The 20086-nt window shown below is 35.4% G+C and carries 15 protein-coding genes; 11 read left to right on the top strand and 4 right to left on the bottom strand.

Annotated elements, in window-relative coordinates; translation table 11 throughout:
• The 4 genes from AC07UM_RS12625 to AC07UM_RS12640 all read left to right on the top strand — a co-directional run bounded on the left by AC07UM_RS12625 (nt 1) and on the right by AC07UM_RS12640 (nt 5533).
• Nucleotides 1-2160 carry a patatin-like phospholipase family protein gene (locus AC07UM_RS12625; protein ID WP_494683186.1) on the top strand — a complete coding sequence of 720 codons (2160 nt, stop codon included), beginning with the start codon at nt 1-3 and terminating at the stop codon, nt 2158-2160.
• Nucleotides 2161-2164: 4 nt separating this feature from the next.
• The gene (ybeY, locus tag AC07UM_RS12630) at nt 2165-2584 is read left to right on the top strand and encodes an rRNA maturation RNase YbeY (RefSeq protein ID WP_494683185.1); all 420 of its coding nucleotides are present in this window, start codon (nt 2165-2167) and stop codon (nt 2582-2584) included.
• A gap of 147 nt (nt 2585-2731) precedes the next feature.
• Complete coding sequence (gene mnmG / locus AC07UM_RS12635; protein WP_494683184.1) at nt 2732-4594, top strand: tRNA uridine-5-carboxymethylaminomethyl(34) synthesis enzyme MnmG; 1863 nt, start codon at nt 2732-2734, stop codon at nt 4592-4594.
• Nucleotides 4595-4711: 117 nt separating this feature from the next.
• The gene (locus tag AC07UM_RS12640) at nt 4712-5533 is read left to right on the top strand and encodes a class I SAM-dependent methyltransferase (protein ID WP_494683183.1); all 822 of its coding nucleotides are present in this window, start codon (nt 4712-4714) and stop codon (nt 5531-5533) included.
• Nucleotides 5534-6009: 476 nt separating this feature from the next.
• Here AC07UM_RS12640 and AC07UM_RS12645 read toward each other — a convergent pair whose 3' ends face one another.
• Nucleotides 6010-7908: a glycoside hydrolase family protein gene (locus AC07UM_RS12645; RefSeq protein ID WP_494683182.1), complete on the bottom strand. Its 1899-nt coding sequence runs from the start codon at nt 7906-7908 to the stop codon at nt 6010-6012.
• Between the two features lie 266 nt (nt 7909-8174).
• A complete protein-coding gene (locus AC07UM_RS12650; protein WP_494683181.1) occupies nt 8175-9365 on the bottom strand; it encodes a phosphoglycerate kinase in 1191 nt (396 codons plus the stop codon).
• 643 nt (nt 9366-10008) lie between these two features.
• Here AC07UM_RS12650 and rpiB point away from each other — a divergent pair.
• The 7 genes from rpiB (at nt 10009) to tsaB (ending at nt 16722) form a co-directional block, all read left to right on the top strand.
• Nucleotides 10009-10443, top strand: coding sequence for a ribose 5-phosphate isomerase B (rpiB, locus tag AC07UM_RS12655; protein ID WP_103234702.1), 435 nt, complete (start codon nt 10009-10011; stop codon nt 10441-10443).
• A 334-nt stretch (nt 10444-10777) separates the two neighbouring features.
• Nucleotides 10778-12931, top strand: a complete 2154-nt coding sequence (gene rnr, locus AC07UM_RS12660) for a ribonuclease R (protein WP_494683180.1) — start codon at nt 10778-10780, stop codon at nt 12929-12931.
• A 247-nt stretch (nt 12932-13178) separates the two neighbouring features.
• Nucleotides 13179-13865 carry a LysE family translocator gene (locus tag AC07UM_RS12665; RefSeq protein ID WP_103233417.1) on the top strand — a complete coding sequence of 229 codons (687 nt, stop codon included), beginning with the start codon at nt 13179-13181 and terminating at the stop codon, nt 13863-13865.
• Nucleotides 13862-14791 carry a S66 peptidase family protein gene (locus AC07UM_RS12670; RefSeq protein ID WP_494683179.1) on the top strand — a complete coding sequence of 310 codons (930 nt, stop codon included), beginning with the start codon at nt 13862-13864 and terminating at the stop codon, nt 14789-14791. Before AC07UM_RS12665 ends, AC07UM_RS12670 begins: the two co-directional genes overlap by 4 nt.
• A 42-nt stretch (nt 14792-14833) precedes the next feature.
• Entirely contained in the window at nt 14834-15205 is a 372-nt protein-coding gene (locus tag AC07UM_RS12675; protein WP_494683178.1) for a YraN family protein, read from the top strand.
• Nucleotides 15206-15217: 12 nt separating this feature from the next.
• Nucleotides 15218-15967, top strand: coding sequence for an SDR family NAD(P)-dependent oxidoreductase (locus AC07UM_RS12680; RefSeq protein WP_494683177.1), 750 nt, complete (start codon nt 15218-15220; stop codon nt 15965-15967).
• Nucleotides 15968-16047: 80 nt separating this feature from the next.
• Complete coding sequence (gene tsaB, locus AC07UM_RS12685; protein ID WP_494683176.1) at nt 16048-16722, top strand: tRNA (adenosine(37)-N6)-threonylcarbamoyltransferase complex dimerization subunit type 1 TsaB; 675 nt, start codon at nt 16048-16050, stop codon at nt 16720-16722.
• Between the two features lie 68 nt (nt 16723-16790).
• On the opposite strand, the gene porW is transcribed toward tsaB, so the two are convergent.
• Both porW and AC07UM_RS12695 read right to left on the bottom strand, forming a co-directional pair.
• Complete coding sequence (gene porW / locus AC07UM_RS12690; RefSeq protein ID WP_494683175.1) at nt 16791-19373, bottom strand: type IX secretion system periplasmic lipoprotein PorW/SprE; 2583 nt, start codon at nt 19371-19373, stop codon at nt 16791-16793.
• A gap of 149 nt (nt 19374-19522) precedes the next feature.
• A complete protein-coding gene (locus AC07UM_RS12695; protein ID WP_494683174.1) occupies nt 19523-20086 on the bottom strand; it encodes a Maf family protein in 564 nt (187 codons plus the stop codon).

Here is a 20086-nt window from a genome sequence, read left to right on the forward strand (position 1 = left end):
ATGAAAAAACTCCTGATTCTGCTTTTCATATTCCCACTGTTATTGATCCATTCTCAGGTAAAAAAAGATTTGGTGATTCCGAAAAACCCAAAGATAGGACTCTCCCTTGCCGGTGGTGGTGCCAAAGGCTTTTCACATGTCGGAGTTCTTAAAGTATTAGATTCATTGGGAGTAAAGGTGGATTATATTTCGGGAACGAGCATGGGAGCCATAGTTGGAGGACTCTATGCCGCAGGCTATTCCGGAAAAGAAATTGAAAAAATAGTCATGGATACAGATTTCTATTCCTTAATTATGGATCCGAAATCACGACAGGAAGCCAGCTTTTTCAACAAATCCGTAGACAAATACCTTTTATCCATTCCACTCAAAAATGGAAAAATCACACTTCCCTCTTCTATCAGTACCGGCCAGAGAAATGTTTATCTTCTGAAAGAACTTTTTAAAAACGTTTCCAATATCGAAGATTTTTCCAAAATGCCAATTCCTTTCCTTTGCGTTGCCACCAATCTGGAGAGTGGAAATATGCAGATTTTTGAAAAAGGAGATCTGGTACAGTCTATTATGGCGAGTTCTGCTTTTCCTTCTTTAATGGATCCTATTAAAATTGGTGACAGCATATATATTGATGGAGCAATGACGGTAAATTACCCCTCAAAGCCTTTAAAAGACAAAGGAATCGATATTGTCATCGGTGTGGACCTGAATCAGGACCTGTCAAAAAGAGAGGATTTAAACAACATTATATCCATCCTGAATCAGGTAATCGATTTTGGAATAAAAAAAGATACCCGAAAACAGTATAAATATACAGATATCAATATCAAACCCAACCTGAAAGGGATGTCTGCTACAAGCTATGATGATAAGAAGAAAATTCTGGACAGCGGATATGTAGAAGGACTGAAATATTCTCAGATACTGGATCAATTACCCAAGAGGCCATTTGACCGCCTCAGACAGCGTATAAACCCTATCTATTCCAATGTATATAAGATCGACAGTATTTCTATTGAAGGAAGCAAGATATACGGAAAAAACTATACGCTGGGAAAAATGGGACTGCGTCTCCCCTCTTTACAGACTTACGGTAGCATCAATAAAATGGTTGATAAATTGGTTGCTACAAACAACTATAGTTTTATCAATTATGATATCGTTCAGGAAAATGATGCCAACTATTTAAAGCTTTATGTAACCGAAGATGATACCCGTCATTTTTTAAAATTCGGATTACATTATGACGAAGTTTTTAAAACCGGGCTTCTTTTGAATTATTCTGCAAAAAGGCTTTTATTCAAAAACTCTAATCTTTCTTTTGATTTCGTTGTAGGAGACCGATTACGGTATTACCTAAACTATTTTATAGATAACGGATATATTCCTGGATTCGGTATTTATTCTTCAGGAATGAGCTTTGATCTGAAAAATGTCGACAATTATGTTATAGACAGATGGGAATGGACCAGAAATGAGGTTTATATCCAGTCTATTTGGAAGGATAAATTTGCTATTGGAGGAGGTATGAGCCATGATTACTTTAAAGCAGAAAATAGCAATGGAGATAATAGACGCTACAGTCGTTTTCTGAACCCTTATATCTTCATAAAAACAGATACACAGGATGACAAAGAATTCCCTACCAAAGGGGTTTATTTTGCCGCTGAAGGAAAAGTTATAGACCTTTTAAAATCTGAAGTTGACAAAAGGATTATTCAAATCAAGGCAGATCTCAGAATCAATATTCCTCTTGGCAAACAATTCTCTTACCGTCTTAATCTATTTGGAGGAATTACACTTGGTGAATATCTTCCTGCTTATTATCAATACAGATTAGGGGGAATTTTTGAACAAAATCTTATTAATTTCAAGAGCTTCGGAGGATTTTATTTTGCCCAGCTTTATACAAATAATGTGATATTAGCATCTAACGATATTCAATTTAAATTCAATAAAAACTATTTCATCAGTGGAAACTTCAGCTTTGCTAACTTATCAAACGATATCAAATTTGAAGATGCAGTTAAAGTAAATTACAGCTCACTGGGATTAACAGCTGGTTACAAATCTCCTTTCGGGCAGATTAAAGTAAACTTCAGCCACTCACTAAAAAACAACCAAAAAGGTATATTCAGTGTTATTTTAGGACACTGGTTTTAAAAAAATGATACAGTTCTTTTACGAAAACTTACCAGAGTCGGTAAGTACAGATTACAAAAAATGGCTGGAAGATCTTATTCTTTCAGAAGGAAAAAAACTAGGAGAAATCAATTATATTTTCTGTGATGATGAATATCTTCTTAAGATCAATCAGGACTATTTACAGCATGATTATTATACGGATATCATCACTTTTGATTATGTAAAAGGCAAGACAATAAGCGCTGAGATTTTTGTATCTTTGCAGCGCATTTCTGATAACGCCTCTACCCTTTCCCGAGATTATGAAGAAGAATTAAGAAGGGTTTTAGCCCACGGTATTTTACACCTTACAGGCTATAAAGATAAGACAGAAGAGGAAGAAAAAGAGATGCGGAGAATGGAAGATTTGTACTTGGCCAAGTATCGGGATTTAAAGATTTAAAATTAAACAATCACTTAAAGTCCGTTATCTAAAGTACTCAATTCTAGCAGTAATATAAACTTACCTAGAGTGCATTCTTCAAAAATGTTTCACGTGAAACATTGGTTATAAAGATAAGATTAAAAGCTTAAAACAAGCGAGATAAAAATGATTTCAGAAATATATGATGTGATCGTAGTAGGTGCCGGACACGCAGGTTGTGAAGCCGCTGCCGCAGCAGCCAACCTTGGTTCAAAAACACTACTCGTTACAATGAATATGCAGACCATCGGACAGATGAGTTGCAACCCGGCAATGGGCGGAATCGCAAAAGGACAGATCGTAAGAGAGATTGATGCAATGGGAGGATATTCCGGAATTATAGCTGACAAATCTGCTATTCAATTCAAAATGCTAAATCTTTCAAAAGGTCCCGCGATGTGGTCTCCGAGAACCCAAAATGATAGAATGCTTTTTGCCGAAGAATGGCGCTTAGCATTAGAGAATACTCCCAATCTTGATTTCTTTCAGGATATGGTGAAACAACTGATTGTTGAAAATAATAAAGTAACCGGAGTTGTTACTTCTTTAGGAATTGAGATCAAAGGAAAATCTGTTGTTCTTACTAACGGAACTTTTCTGAATGGATTAATTCACGTTGGAGATAAACAATTAGGCGGAGGAAGAATGGGTGAACCAAGAGCATTTGGAATTACAGAACAATTGGTCACTTTAGGTTTCGAAGCAGGAAGAATGAAAACCGGTACTCCACCAAGAGTAGATGGAAGAAGTTTGGATTATTCAAAAATGGAAGAACAGAAAGGAGATGAAAATCCACAAAAGTTCAGCTATCTTGACACTCCAAAATTGACAAAACAATTAAGCTGTCATATTGTATATACCAATGAAACGGTACACGATATTTTAAGAGAAGGTTTTGATAGAAGCCCAATGTTTAATGGTACGATTCAAAGTTTAGGTCCAAGATACTGTCCAAGTATTGAAGATAAGATTAATCGTTTTGCAGAAAGAAACAGACACCAACTTTTCGTAGAACCGGAAGGATGGAAAACTGTAGAAATCTATGTTAACGGATTCAGCTCTTCACTTCCGGAAGATGTACAGATCAAAGCGATGAAACATATTCCAGGATTTGAAAACGTAAAAGTATTCCGTCCCGGTTATGCAATTGAATACGATTACTTCCCTCCAACCCAATTGAAGCACACTCTTGAAACAAAATTAATTGATAATTTATATTTCGCAGGCCAGATCAATGGAACAACAGGATATGAAGAAGCAGCAGGTCAAGGTTTGATTGCCGGTATCAATGCCCATAACAAAGTTCATGAAAAAGGTGACTTTATTCTAAACAGAGATGAAGCTTATATCGGAGTATTAATTGACGACCTGATCACTAAAGGAACTGAAGAACCTTACAGAATGTTTACTTCACGTGCCGAATACAGACTTCTATTGAGACAAGATAATGCTGATATCAGGTTAACTGAAAAAGCTTACCAACTTGGATTGGCAAAAGAAGACAGATTAAGAAAAGTAGAAGCTAAAATATCTGAAAGTCAACTACTTGAAGATTTTCTTCGAGAAACTTCTTTAAAACCAGGTGTTATCAACCCTATCCTTGAATCTATTGAGAGCAATCCAGTAGATCAGGCATATAGAGCTGCTCAAATATTGACCAGACCTAATATCACATTGAAAAAATTGGATGAAATAGATTTCATTAAAGAAGTTTCTTCCCAATATAATGATGAAGTAAGAGAACAGGCAGAGATCAACATCAAGTATAAAGGCTATATTGAGAAAGAAAAAGAAAATGTAGCAAAGTTAAACCGTCTGGAAAATATAAAAATCCCAGAAGATTTTGATTATACTAACCTTTCCAGCCTTTCTACAGAAGCAAAACAGAAGATGTCTAATGTACGTCCAAAGACAATTGCCCAGGCAGGAAGGATAAGCGGGGTTTCTCCAGCCGATATCAACGTTTTATTAGTATATTTAGGACGTTAAAAAGAAATGTTTCACGTGAAACATTAAAAAATAAAACAAGAATTAAGGTATTTTGAGTGTATAATAACCTCTGAATATCTTAATTTTTTTGAATAGATAAAAAAGATACCGATTTCAATGAAAATAAAAGATCATTTTCTTTCACAGGAAATATTTGAAATACAAGAAACAGAAACAAAAGGTGTATTTAAAACCACCCCTACTCCATCTAATATTTCCAGATATTACGAAAGCGAAGATTATATTTCTCACCATCAGGATTCCGGAAGTCTGAAAGAAAAGCTTTACAAATTTCTACAGTCTTTTAATCTGCAGTACAAAAAAAATATTCTTATAGATAGAATTAAAAAAGGATCAAAAGTTTTGGACTACGGATGCGGAGCCGGAGAATTTGTAAAGTATATAGAAAATGATTTTGAAACCTTCGGTTTTGAACCTGATGCCGACGCAAGAAAAGCTGCAAAAAGTAAAATAACAAAAGCAGCAATACTAGACGACATTAGTACAATTGAAGATAAAAGTTTAGATGCAATTACACTCTGGCATGTTTTTGAGCATATCGAAAACCAGACTGAAATGCTAAACATTTTTCATAATAAACTAAAGGAAAAAGGAATTCTTATTATTGCAGTTCCCAACCCTACTTCTTATGATGCTAAACATTATAAAGAATATTGGGCAGCTTATGATGTCCCAAGACACATCTACCATTTTTCTAAAAATGGAATGGAAAATTTAATTTCCAAAAAACCAGACTGGAAATTAAGAAAAATAAAACCTCTTGTACTTGATTCGTATTACATCTCAATGTTAAGCGAAAAATACAAAAAATCATCCCTATTTTGGGCAAAAGCGGTCATTCACGGAACAATTTCAAACGTAAAGGCGCTTTTTTCAAACGAATTTTCAAGTTTGATATACATTATCGAAAAAAGATAGAAAATCGATTTTTGACCCATTTATGAAGGTCAGTTTTCAGCAATTTCACTATAAAATTTAAAAAACTCAGGAAATAATCCTGAGTTTTTTTATTTCATCGAAATTAGTTTGTATCCATTTTAAGTTTTCTAAAAATCTTTCAACGGGTATTGGAAAATTTTAAATTGTATTTCTTAATTTTTAAAACTTCTCCCCTACTCCATTTCATACACAAACAACAAAATTAATTATCAATAATTCTATTCTTTGATTTCTTAAAGCTTCCTTTTTTTAAAAATTTTTACAAAAATTGGGTCAATAAAAAAAATGGAGTTTTAAAAACCAAATTCTCTCAGAATTATAATTAATTTCCCCTAAAACATACTTAAAGGTGTTAATAGTCCGAAAATAATAATTTGTTGATTTAACAAGTATTTATGAAAGTCAATTTTTCACCTTAAAAGAAGTAAAAACCGGAATTAATCCGGTTTTTTAATTTATAAATCAACAATCAAGTTACTTAATAAGCCAGAATTTGCTGGAAAGGTAAAAGGAGTCATATTATCAACTTTAAATCTTACACTTAAAGGTGATGTCGTTCCAAAAGTATGTGCGTTAAAAAAAAGTTCAGGAAAAGGGTACGTAGGTTGAATCGTATACATTGCCCCTACTCTTCTATGATTATTGGAAAGTAGAGGGCTGATCAAAGCTGATGTCATTCCATTAATAGTAGGTACAGGAGTATTTATCTTAGATAAAATATATTTAGCTTTATTCGATGGATCTGCTAGAAATACAGCTGAAGGAGTAAATTCCACTTTAGGCTGATTAGAGATATACACATTATCTCTGATGGTAGTAGACTGAATAAAATCACTTGTAATACTGATTACGTCTTCCATCGTAGATACTGCTATAACCGAAACATTATCAGACATTAAACAATAATTCACTCGTTTAGCAACCATTGTTATTAGCTTCGAAATGGCTGTAAAATGATTTCTGGAAACCTTTATGAATGAATATTCTGCATATTGACTATTAATTTCGTCATGATCCTTATCAAATAAGAAACCAAGAGAATGGCCTACAAAGTGATTATCAGTGATTTCCAACGACTCTGTGGAAGCTAAAATACCTGCAGCATATCTGGAGTATTCTCCCTCTGTATAAAGAATATGTGAGGTGTTATTCGTCACTGTAACTCTCTCACATTTACCGCCTTTACCTTGAATAATAAATAAACACTGTCCTCCATTATACAACATCCCTTTTCCTTGTACATGAAGATGCTTAATGTTATTAGAAGTAATAAATACATTAGAGATTATACAATTTTTATCCGGCCACAAGTATACACCTGAATTAACAATTTCAGCAATATTATCTGAGATTGAAATATTTGTAATACTACCCTTTTCAGTGTAAATTCCTGCCACAAAATTCATTCTAGTATAATTGTATACCTTATTATTGGTAAAGGAAGAATTGCTACCATGAATTTCGCATGCACATCCAATTAATCTCGTTTGTTCATTACCTGAGAAAACATTATCATGCACCGATAAAAAATTAACATTTCCATAGATTGTAGAGTGGTCATTATTAATAATTTCATTACTCTTAACCAAATCTTCGAAGATACAGTTTTGAATGGTAGCTTTACTGCCATTTTGAGACCAACCAACACTTATACAATTAGTTAGATCACCATTAGTCCAATAAATCCCATCGATATCAACATTAGTACAATTACCGCCTTCAAAGCCAATTCTACGCATGTATGAGCTTCTCATTTGTGACAATTCACCACTAAAATCAATGACTCCCCTTCCCTTCATCGTAATATTATATAAAGGTTTAAACTTTGCACTATCAGTATCATTAAAACCGGAAAACAGAACAAATGGCTTATCATCAAAAAAATCACCAACTTTTATGACGCTATATTCTTCAAATTCAATATCCAGATAAGATCTTAGTTCTAAAATATTAGCGTGTGCAATAACTAATTCAGGCCTATCACTGTAAGAATTTATAAGAAAATGACCATTTGGAAAAACCAATTTTAATCCAAGCTTGGAACTAATATCAAAAGCTTTTTGAATAGCTGGTCTTTGATCTGCAGTATATGAAGACTTTACACCAAAAGTCGTTACATAGACTCTTTTAGAAGAAAAAACTACGGTATTTACATAGTAGTCATTCCCCCTGGATCGGTAAATAATCTCATCATCCAGAACTTTGGGATCGTTAATAACGAGAATCGTTTCATCAATCCAGGTACTTACTTTTTGAAAAGTAACACTTTCCCCTGTAAAGCTATCAATCAGCTGCACTAAATTGTCATTGGGAGCAGCATTTCCAACGGCGAAAAACTCATTTGTATACATCATAATATTTTAATTTGATACTGCAAATGTATTCGCTGACAACGTCAAAACTTGACGTAAAAAAAATAATCCGAACAAATAATTTTATTATTAAATCCAGGAAGAAAATAAATCTATCTTAAAAGACGTATACGCTAAATATAACCTCAGGTTATATCTGTAATCATTAGAAAACTCCGATCAATAAAGGATTTCCTTCCTGTTTCAGAAATAAAAAAGTCTGCTAATATAATTAGCAGACTTTATAAAATAGATATTTTATTTTTATCTTAATTGTTGATTGCTGCTACCCCTGGCAGCTCAAGTCCTTCAAGACTTTCAAGCATTGCTCCACCACCGGTAGAAACATAACTTACCTGATCAGCATATCCAAATTGCTTAACAAATGCTACACTGTCTCCTCCTCCAACTAAAGAGAAAGCTCCTAATCTTGTTGCTTCAGCAATACTTTCACCAAGAGCAATCGTTCCGCCGGCAAAATTTGACATTTCAAAAACTCCAATCGGGCCATTCCAAAGAATCGTTCTTGAATTTAACAATACATCATTGAACTGATCCCTGGATTTATGACCAGCATCAAGTCCCATCCATCCTTCAGGGATTGCATAGATATCAACCTCTTTTCTTTCCACATCATTACTGAAGCTTTCTGCGATGATTGCATCAGATGGAAGATATACTTTTACTTTATGTTCTTTTGCTTTTCCTAAAATCTCAAGAGCTAAAGGAAGCTTATCCTCTTCTACTAAAGAATTTCCGATTTTTCCTCCCAGAGCTTTAATAAATGTGAATGCCATACCTCCCCCAATGATCAGATTATCTACTGCAGGAAGGATATTTTCTATAATGGTGATTTTAGTTGAAACTTTAGAACCTCCCAGGATAGCTGTAACAGGTCTTTCTCCACTCTTTAATACTTTATCGATTGCCTGAAGCTCATTAGCCATCAGTAAACCGAAATATTTAGTTGATTCAAAATACTGAGCAATCACTGCTGTAGAAGCATGAGCTCTGTGTGCAGTACCGAATGCATCATTTACATAAGCATCCCCTAACTTTGAAAGCTTCTCAGCAAAAGCAGCATCTCCTTTTTCTTCTTCATTGTGAAAACGTACATTTTCTAATAATAAGATCTCCCCTGGCTTTAGTTCAGCAGCAGCTTGTTCTGCTTTTTCCCCAATACATTCATCCACGAACTTCACTTCCTGTCCTAGAACATTAGAAACTTCGCCAACAATATGTTTAAGAGAAAATTCATCTTTAACCTCCCCTTTAGGTCTCCCAAGGTGGGTAATTAAAATGACAGAACCACCATCATTAAGGATCTTTTCCACTGTTGGTTTTACAGCAACAATTCTTGTGTTGTCTGTCACCTTCATCTGATCATCCTGAGGAACATTGAAATCCACTCTTACCAGAGCCTTCTTGTCTTTAAAATTAAAATCATTGATTGTTTTCATAAGTAGATTTATTTTTTTCTAAGTTTCATGAAACTGCAGTGGTCAAAGCCCGGGGTTCATTCCGGAAAATCTCGCAACGATAATTTCATAAATCTTATTGAATTTCTGTTTCACAAATGTAAGGTTTTAAACTTTTTCAACACTTTCATTAAAATAAAAGTTTTCAAAAACTTTCCCCAAACCCAATCACCCACTAATCAACAATTTTATCTCTTTATAGAAAAAGAATATTGTAGTTGTTGTTGTATGTTGTTAGTTTAGGGGATAAGTTTTAGCTTAAAAGTTGGTAACACTCAACTTGTATTCAATTCATATTTAACTCACAATATAAATCCTTGTAAACCCGCTATTTCACATACTTATTAACAAATGTTGATAACTTTGAAAAGAATCCATTATTAGTTATTTTATTATGGAAAAATCTGGGGATAGCTGAAGAAAACATCTGGAAAGTTGTGGTGAAAATTTGCTGAAAGATTTTCTATTACGAAATAAATTGATCTTTAAAAATAGAAAGTTGATAAAAGTTTTCCACAGTTATTAACATAGCTTTTCACAATTAACTCACGGTTTACTAACACGAATTGTTATTATTCTTACCTTTGTAAGGAAATAGAATCTAATAAAGCTTAATAAGAGTATTATGAAAAGAAAAATTGCGATTGCAGCGGACCATGCAGGCTATGAATATAAGGAGATTGTTAAGAACTACCTTTCAGAACGTTTTGAAGTACAGGATTTTGGAACGTTTTCCACAAACAGTGTGGATTATCCGGACTTTGTACACCCTGCTGCAACCTCTGTGGAAAACGGAGAAAATGAGCTCGGAATTTTGATCTGCGGAAGCGGAAATGGGGTTCAGATCACTGCGAACAAACATCAGAAAATAAGATGCGCATTGTGCTGGATGCCGGAGATCGCAACACTGGCAAGACTGCATAATGATGCCAACATGATTTCAATGCCGGCAAGATTTATATCAAAGGAACTGGCTCTTGAAATTGTAGATAAATTTCTTTCAACAGACTTCGAAGGTGGAAGACACCAGAACAGAGTTGATAAAATTGCTGTTTGCTAAATATACTAAGGCTTGTAAATCGTATTACAAGCCTTATTTATTTTTTATTCGTACATTTGCACTGTCCAATAGAAATTACACTCTATTATTCTCCAAAGCCTTTCTTATATTTGAAATATATTTAATAGAAGGTTTTTCTCTTTTCTTCTCAAGAATTGTATTAAATTTATACAAAACTAAAGCTCCCGTTGTAAATAAACTGAAAGATAAGTTCTGATGATTTGCACAAAGAATCTAATGATGAAATTGAATAACCTCTATAAGGAATAGAGAAGGAAGATTAGAAAAAGGTTTTATTTGAACTAAGACCAAAACATTTAAAAAGGAAATTAAAATGCCAAAAAAAAGAAAATATATAAGTCATAAAAATGATTTAAAAATGATGGAGATCGGAAGATTGATTCTCCGTTTTATGAATGCGAACGCATCTAAAATTTATAATTATAAGCAGATCGCCGACGGTATAGATTACAAAAATCCCAGACAAAGGGAACTTGTAATCCAGGCGCTGCACAAACTTCAGGGATCTGAAAAGATCAAAGAAGTGGAAAAAGGAAAGTATATTGTGAACCTGAAAATAGCAGGAACCCTAACTGGAATTATTGACTTCAACCAAAGCGGAAATGCTTACGTAAAAGTGGAAGGATTGGAAGATGATGTCTTTGTACATGCTAAAAATGTGAAGGATGCTCTGCAGGGAGATAAGGTTCTTATTATAACTTATCATTATAAAGGAAAGAAACTGGAAGGTTCTGTTCTGGAAGTTTTGGAAAGAACCAGAACTGAATTTGTAGGGATATTTCAGAAGGTGGCTCATAAGGATTTCGGCTTTGTTGTTTGTGATAAAAAATCAATCAACACAGATATCTTTATTTCAAAAGCAAAGTTCAACAATGCTGAAGATGGAGATAAGGTAATTGTAAAAATGACCGAATGGAGACCCGGAGATAAAAATCCGGAAGGTGAAATCATTCAGGTATTGGGTGCTCCGGGAGAACATGAAACGGAGATCCACTCTATCCTTGCAGAATATGGTTTGCCTTATGAATTTCCACAGGAAGTGGAAGCAGATGCAGATAAAATTGACAGAAGTATTACTGACGAAGAAGTTGCAAAACGATGGGATATGCGTAACATCTGTACATTTACCATTGACCCTAAGGATGCTAAGGACTTTGACGATGCGCTATCCATGAGAAAACTGGAAAATGGAAACTGGGAAATCGGTGTTCATATTGCAGATGTATCCCATTATGTAGTTCCGGGGACTATCCTTGATGACGAAGCCTATAAGAGAGCGACTTCGGTATATCTTGTAGACAGAGTGGTACCAATGCTTCCGGAAGTTTTGAGTAATGATGTTTGTTCCCTTCGTCCACACGAAGATAAATATACTTTTTCAGCCGTTTTTGAATTAAATGACAATGCAGAAATTCAGAAAGAATGGTTTGGAAGAACAGTTATTCATTCAGACAGAAGATTTACCTATGAGGAAGCTCAGGAGCGTATAGAAAGCGGACAGGGAGATCTTGCTGAAGAAATCAATGTTCTTGACAGACTTGCAAAGATCATGCGTAATGAGCGTATCAGAAGAGGGGCTATTACTTTTGACAGAAGTGAAGTAAGATTCAATCTGGATGAAAATAATCAGCCGATCGGCGTTTATTTTAAAATAAGCAAGGACTCTAACCACCTGATAGAAGAATTTATGCTTCTGGCCAATAAAAAAGTATCTGAGTTTGTATCCCTGACCAAAAAGAGAGAAATCACAAACAATACATTTATTTATAGGGTTCACGACGATCCGGATCCGGCAAAATTAGAGTCATTAAGAGACTTTGTAGCGACTTTCGGATATAAAATGGATCTTGCCAACACCAAGAAGGTTGCAGAATCTTTGAATAAACTTCTTCATGACGTGAAAGGGAAAGGAGAAGAAAATATGATCGAAACACTGGCGATGAGAAGTATGAGTAAAGCGGTGTATTCTACAGAACCAATTGGCCACTATGGTTTAGGTTTTGAATACTATAGCCACTTCACCTCTCCTATCCGTCGTTACCCGGATTTAATTGCCCACCGTCTTCTTCAGCATTATCTGGACGGAGGAAAATCTCCGGCCAAACCTGAGCTGGAGGAAAAAGCTAAACATTGCAGTGCAATGGAAAGACTGGCGGCAGATGCAGAAAGAGATTCTATCAAGTATATGCAGGTGAAATTCATGGAAAAACATCTTGGAGAAACTTTCACGGGAGTAATTTCAGGGGTTGCTGAATTTGGATTCTGGGTAGAAATTCCTGAAAACGGTGCTGAAGGTCTGATCAAATTAAGAGACCTGGTAGATGACTCTTATATGTATGATGCCAAAACTCACGCTGTTTATGGGGTAAGACATGGAAATAAATATCAGTTGGGAGATCAGGTTCAGATCAAAGTAGTGAAAGCGAATTTGATTCAAAAGCAGCTTGATTTCAAGATTGTGGAATAAAAACAGGTCTTTAACAGACTGTAGATAAAATTATAAAAAGGCTGATTTGTTACTGAACAATCAGCCTTTTGTTTTTTAGGCTGAAAAACTTTTGAACGCCCTATCCTATCGTCTTTTTATATAAATCTTTACATTAAGCTCTTATTAAAATCCAGTTGATATATCACAGCTTTATTGAATAATTAAATCATAAAGTATAACTTTGTATAAAACGGAATGAATTTTTTTCATTTTAAAATACCACTTAATGCTAGAACTTGTACTATCTGCCGTCATATTAGGATTTATGCTGAGCCTGGTTTTTATAGGACCTATATTTTTCCTGTTAATTGAAACCAGCTTTTCCAGGGGCCCCAAACATGCCTTATCACTGGATCTTGGCGTTATTACTGCAGATTTATTATGCATTGTAGCGGCGTATTATGCCAGTACAGATATTGTCTCTTTAATAGATAAGCATCCCGGGTTCTATAGAATCACTTCTATTCTTATTTTTATTTATGGAATTGTGATGCTGGTAACCAAAACCAAAATGCATATGCCGGGTGAAGAAAAGATTATTGGCCAAAATTATATTAAAACATTTTTCAATGGTTTTTTCTTTAATCTTTTAAATGTTGGAGTTATCCTTTTCTGGCTAGTAACGGTAATTTCCGTAAGGAATCAATATCCGGACACCAGCAGTTTTATTTTATACATAGGCATAGTATTGGCAACCTACCTTTCTATAGATCTTGCCAAAATATTTCTTGCTAAACAATTTCATGATAAGCTTACACAGAAGCTGGCCAACAGGATCAGAAGAGTTGTGGGCTGTATTCTTATTGTCTTCAGTTTCTTTATTTTCCTGCAAAGTTTCAAAAAGTTCAATCAGTTTGAAAGACAACTTGAAGAAGCAGAGAAGAAAGAAGTAAAATATCAAAAAACAAAATGAAAAAAATGATCTTTCCAAAGTCCCTTAAAAAAGGCGACAAAATAGCTGTTATTTCCCCTGCAGGAGCGGTAGATGCCACTCAACTGGAAAAGGGAATAGAAATGATTAAAAGTAAAGGTTTTGAACCCATTATCGGGGAACATCTTTACACCAAATTTTCAAACGGATATAATTATGCCGGAACAGAAAAGGAAAGAATAAAAGATATCAACTGGGCTTTAAATGACCATGAAGTTAAAGCGGTTTGGGCTTCCAGAGGAGGCTATGGATGCCAGCATCTGATTCAGCATCTTAAGCTGAAAAACTTTATAGAGAATCCAAAATGGTACATTGGTTATTCTGATAATACAGTAATACAAAGTTATCTGTTGAAAAAAGGTTTTGTTTCGATCCATGGACAGACCATCAAAACATCAAGTTTTGGAGTTACCGACGAAAGTTATAACCTGATCTTTGATATTCTAAAAGGGAAAACCCCAAAATACACCTTTGGATCTCATCAATTGAATAAAGAAGGGAATATTGAAGGTGAATTGGTTGGAGGAAATTTAGCCCTTATCTATGCCCTTCTGGGAACTAAATATTCTTTCGACTTTAAAGATAAAATCTTATTTATTGAAGATATCGGAGAAAACTACTATGCACTTGACCGTATGATCATGAGTCTCGAGCTGGCAGGAGTCTTCAATAAGATCAAAGGACTTATCGTTGGCGGGATGACCAACATGGGAGACGAAAAAGAAAATAAAAACTATGAAGAAAGCTTTGATGACTTTGCCTATAAACTGATCTCTGAAAGAATTTCAAAATATAAATTTCCTGTGGTATTTGCGTTTCCAAATGGACATATTAAAGACAACAGACCACTTCTAATCGGAGGAAATGTTAAAATGAAAGTCGGAGCTAAGGTAAAGATCGAATTTTAAAATAGTACCACGCTCCTATCTCCAAACTCTTAAACATACAATATGGCTGAACATAATGATTTTGGAAAAATAGCGGAAGACCTGGCTGCCGATTATCTTCAGAAAAACGGCTATAAAATTCTTATCAGAAATTTTCGTTTTCAGAAAGCTGAGATTGATATTATCGCTGAAAAAAATGACCTGGTTATCATTACTGAGGTGAAGGCGAGATCTACGGATGCTTTTATGATGCCTCATGAAGCGGTAACCAAAACAAAAATAAAATCAATTGTTTCTGCAGCCAATCATTACATGGAAGAATTTAATAAAGAGAACGAAGTCAGATTTGATATCATCTCCGTTCTTCCCGATGAAAATAAGAACTTAATTATTGACCATATCAAAGATGCTTTTCAGGCCTTTGATGCGAATTAATAAAACAATTTTATGAAGACAATATTAATCACCGGAGCGACTTCCGGTATAGGAAAAGCCACTGCAGAACTTCTTGCAAAACAAGGAAACAGAATTATTATTTGTGGAAGAAGAAGTGAAGTGTTGGAGGCTGTAAAATCAGAGTTATCTCAGTATACCGAAATATTTAGTTTATTATTTGATGTAAGGAACCTTGAAGAAGTGGAGACCGCTGTTAATTCTCTTCCTGAAAACTGGAAAGATATTGATGTTCTGATTAATAATGCTGGGAATGCCCATGGGCTAGACCCTCTTTCATCTGGTAAGACAGATGACTGGGATTCTATGATCGACGGAAATGTAAAAGGACTTCTCTATGTTTCTAAAATGATCATTCCAAACATGAAAACTAAAAATTTAGGTCATATTGTAAACATCAGCTCTGTGGCAGCAAGACAGACGTATGCGAATGGGGTAGTGTACTGTGCAACGAAGAAAGCAGTAGATGTTATTTCGGAAGGAATGAGACTAGAGCTTACCGAGTTTGGCATCAAAGTAACCAATATTCAGCCTGGAGCTGTAGAAACCGATTTCTCTCTGGTAAGATTCAAAGGAGATAATGAGAAAGCTTCAACTGTTTATGCAGGGTATGATGCTTTGAAAGCTGAAGATATTGCCGATGCCATTGCTTACTGTGTGAATGCCCCGAAACACGTTACTGTTTCAGATATGACCATCTACCCGAGTGCTCAGGCAGAACCGAGAACGATTTATAGAAAATAGTCCAAAATAATGGATTAAATTTGCAGAAAATTGAAAGCGATTTTGCTCTCGCAATTTTGCATTTAGCTTAAAACAAAAAAATGAAAATTCTATATCTGGAAACATCTTCCAAGAACTGTTCAGTAGCCGTATCAGACAACGAAAAGCTGCTATGTCTGTGTGAAGAAGTTTCTGAAAACTACAAACAGTCTGAAAGTCTTCATACCTACGTAGAATGGGCATTGGAAGGGGCAGGAATTTCAATTAAAGATATTGAAGCCGTTTCTTTGGGAAAAGGTCCCGGATCTTATACCGGTTTGAGGATTGGTGCTGCATCTGCAAAAGGTTTCTGTTACGGACTCAAAGTTCCTCTGATTGCTATCAATTCTCTTGAAAGCATGATAGAGCCTTTTTTAGGGGATAACTATGACTTTGTGGTGCCATTGATTGATGCGAGGAGAATGGAGGTGTATACGGCCGTTTATGACGGCAATACAGGAAGGGAATTATCTCAGACAGAAGCTAAAATTTTAGACGAGACTTCTTTTGAAGAATTCAAAGATAAAAAAGTTCTGTTTGTAGGGGATGGGGCTAAAAAAGCAAAAGAGATCCTGAATCTTCCTGATGCTGTTTTTAAAGAGGATGTGTATCCTTCTTCCCAATATCTTATCAAGAAGACCCTGGAAAAGATAGAAAGCAAAGCGTTTGAAGATATGGCTTATTTTGAGCCTTTTTATCTCAAAGATTTCCATGGAGTAAAGAAAAAGAATTCTTAAAACTCTGTATAATCAGAAAAAAGTCAACCCATAAAAAAAGCGAAGATATACTCTTCGCTTTTTTATTTTTATTGAGGTCTCGGTGGTGACTTTGACGCTGGTTTGGTTTCGTTTGATTTTTTTGGTTTTTGCTGGGCTGGATTTGATACCTGTGGAGTAGTATCCATATTCAGGGTTTGTATATTATCCAGTTTCTGCACTTTCCCGTTATTCATTTGTGGGATTCCCGTACCCTGGTTACTGGAAGTAGGCTGTACAGGAGGTCCTCCCGATTGTTGAGGTACAGCATTTCCTTTGTTATCCGTAGCCTGGAAGCTGAGATCACTTTTCAGGTAATTCAGCATTTCTTTAGCCCTTATTCCTTCCTGTGTTTTAGAATAATTCAGAGCGATCTGTTCCAGTTGGAGAATCATTACTTCTTTCCCGCTGGATTTTCCTGCATTGAATGCATTTAACAGATATAATTTAGGAATAAGTGCATCCTTCGGGAATTTCAGAATAGTCTGATCGATGATATCCTTACTTTCCGCAAATTTTTCCGATTCGAATAGAGCGTATGCTTTTTTATACTCATTCTCAACTTCTTCCGTTGATTTTACGAAGGATTTGTTTTTAGGATTTCTTGCAAATTCAGCATAAGAAGTGTATGGATAATCCGCTAATAGAATTTGTTTTGCTTTTTCGGATGCCTGTGGATTTTTCTCATAATTCATGGCAAAAATCTCATACAATGCCTGCAGCATTACTTTTTCTTCGGGCTTTACATCCACAAGATCATACAGTGTTTTGGTCGCTAGGGGAGTATTGGTAAAATAGTTCTGATACATGATTCCCAAACCTAAAGAAGCGGTATCTCTGTCCTTTTTTAGCTGAGATAGCTTACCTTGATCCGTAGGAATCTGCTCAATATAAAAAGCAGGTTCAAAACGTCTTGGATTAGGAGCTGAAGTTACCCCCAGCGCTTCATTCTTCATATCTTCAATAGAAGCCATTTTTTTGGAAAAACGCCAGTTATCAGCAAGAGCACGGTCTCCCCATACTTGCTTAAACGAAGATGTTCCTTTGCTTACGGTTCCTGTATTACTGAAATAAAATCCTTTGGTTGTCACTCCAAAATCCTCAAAAGCATTAGAACTGTTAGCGAAGATAGAGTTGGCACTATAGTCTCCGGTATCAAATCCTTTGCTTCTTTCTGCACGCCTTCTTTCTTGTTCTTCTCTTTCTTCTTTAACCTTTAATTTTTCAATATATTTTGTGAAATAGTCCGTTTTCTGAGTGTTATCCATCTTTGCCAGGGAAAGAATACTGTCATTCTTTTTGATCAGATAGTAGTTCTTGGATATCTTTTTAATGTAGGCAGACTGATCTTTTAATAAAATCCTTGAAGGTTCATAAGTCATTACAGCCAGGGCAGAATCATAGTAGCTTCCAGCTCCGATATAATCATTCTTTTCCAGATAGCTTTTCCCTATTTCATAATAAGCCAGACCACGGATCTGAGGATCAGAAACCTTTTCAAACAAGGATTTTCTGAAAAATTGCTGAGCCTCATCTTTTTTCCCTGCTTTGTTGGCCATCAAACCTAAAGCATAGTAAAATTCATTCTTTCTGGAGCCATAAGTTCCTTTTTTACTGATTCCTTCCAGATAATTTTTTGCTCCTGCATAGTCTCCTTTACCGTTAAAAGTCTTTGCAATGGCGATCTGAGATTTTACTTCAAATTCAAAATCATTGGCATATTTGTATGCTGCAGTATAACTTTCTCTTGCCTTGTCATTTTGGTTCAGGTTTTCAAGAACCTGTCCTCTTAGATAAGCAATTCTGCTCTTCAGTTTTCTATTGGAATTTAGTTCAAAAGCATTGTCAAGCTCTTGAGCCGCTTCCTCTTTTTTACCTGCATCAAGCAGAGACTCAGAATAGTAGATACTCAGCAGTTTTGCATAGCTTTTATTGATATCTTCTCCTTTCAGTTTTGCAAAAGTTTCATGGGCCCTGTGATAATCTTTGATTTTATCATAGGCAAGCCCCTGATAAATTCTTGCCAGTGCGATCCTTTTATCATCTTTCATATGGGTGAAGACATAATTAAGAGCATCCAGCGCTTCCAGGGATTTACCGCGATAAATTCTAGATTGTACAAGGATCATATAAGCGTCAAAAATCGTCTTGTTTTTTTCTTCACCGTTTCTGGTTACAGAATATTTATTAATTGCTTTTAAAGCTTTTGCTTCCGCAATTTCAAGCGTTGTAGCTCCTTTGCTCTGCTGCTCACCATCCGGTCTTGCAGGCCCATTTCCGGGAGATCCGCCAGGCCTGTTGGGTGCTCCGGAATCACCTCTTCCAGAAGGTCTGTTGGCTACTTCAGCCATCTTCATAGAATTCTCGGCAAAAGCCTCTGACTGTCCAAGATCACTTCCTAAAGGCTGCTCTTCGTACGTAAGAATAGGAATATAAGGCGCATAGAAATTGTCTTTGTGCCCTTTGTCTCTGGTCGTAAATTCACTGTTTAATGCATCTTTCGCATTAAAAAGAGTGTTGTAATATGTGGAAAAACCTTTCAATAGCTTTGATCGCTGCTCTGGCTTTTTTGTTTTGGTAGCACAGGATGCAATAAGGCATATGACTAAAAGGAATAATATATTCTTTTTCATTATTCAATATAACTTGCTAATCTGCTTTTTATTATCAGCAGGTTGATGATTTTGTAAAAATAATAAAATTTTATAATGAATAATATTTATATTTCTTGCGGAAATATTTATTTCTTCTTTAATGGAGGTCTGGAACCTTAATAATTTTTTTAAATCAGTGAGGTTTCTTTCAATATTTTGTAAACAAGATGAGTAGGAAGTCCCATAATCGTATAGAAACTTCCTGTAAGACTTGTGATCTTTGCCATTCCCAGCCATTCCTGGATACCATAGCTTCCGGCTTTATCGAAAGGCTTATAGTTTTGAATATAAAACTTTATTTCTTCATCGGTGAGTACACTCAGGGTCACATCGGCTACATCTGTTTCTGTAAAAGATTGATTAGCAGTTTTGATGGTAATTCCGGTGTAGACCTGATGGGTTCTTCCTGAAAGGCTCTGAAGCATCTTAAAGGCATCCGCTTCATCTTTAGGTTTTCCAAGAATCTGATTGTCGATGGCTACCACCGTATCAGCGGTCAACAAGACTTCATCTGCCTCCAGGTTTCTGAAAGCAGCCGCTTTTAAATCAGAAAGATAAGCCGCAGCGTCTTCTATTTTGATTTGTTCCGGAAGAATTTCTTCACAGTCTATTTTTACCACTTCAAATTCAAAACCAAGGCTGGAAAGAAGTTCTTTTCTTCGTGGTGATTGTGATGCTAAAAGTAATTTCAT

This window comes from Chryseobacterium sp. GW821-FHT04C04 (genome assembly GCF_059420365.1).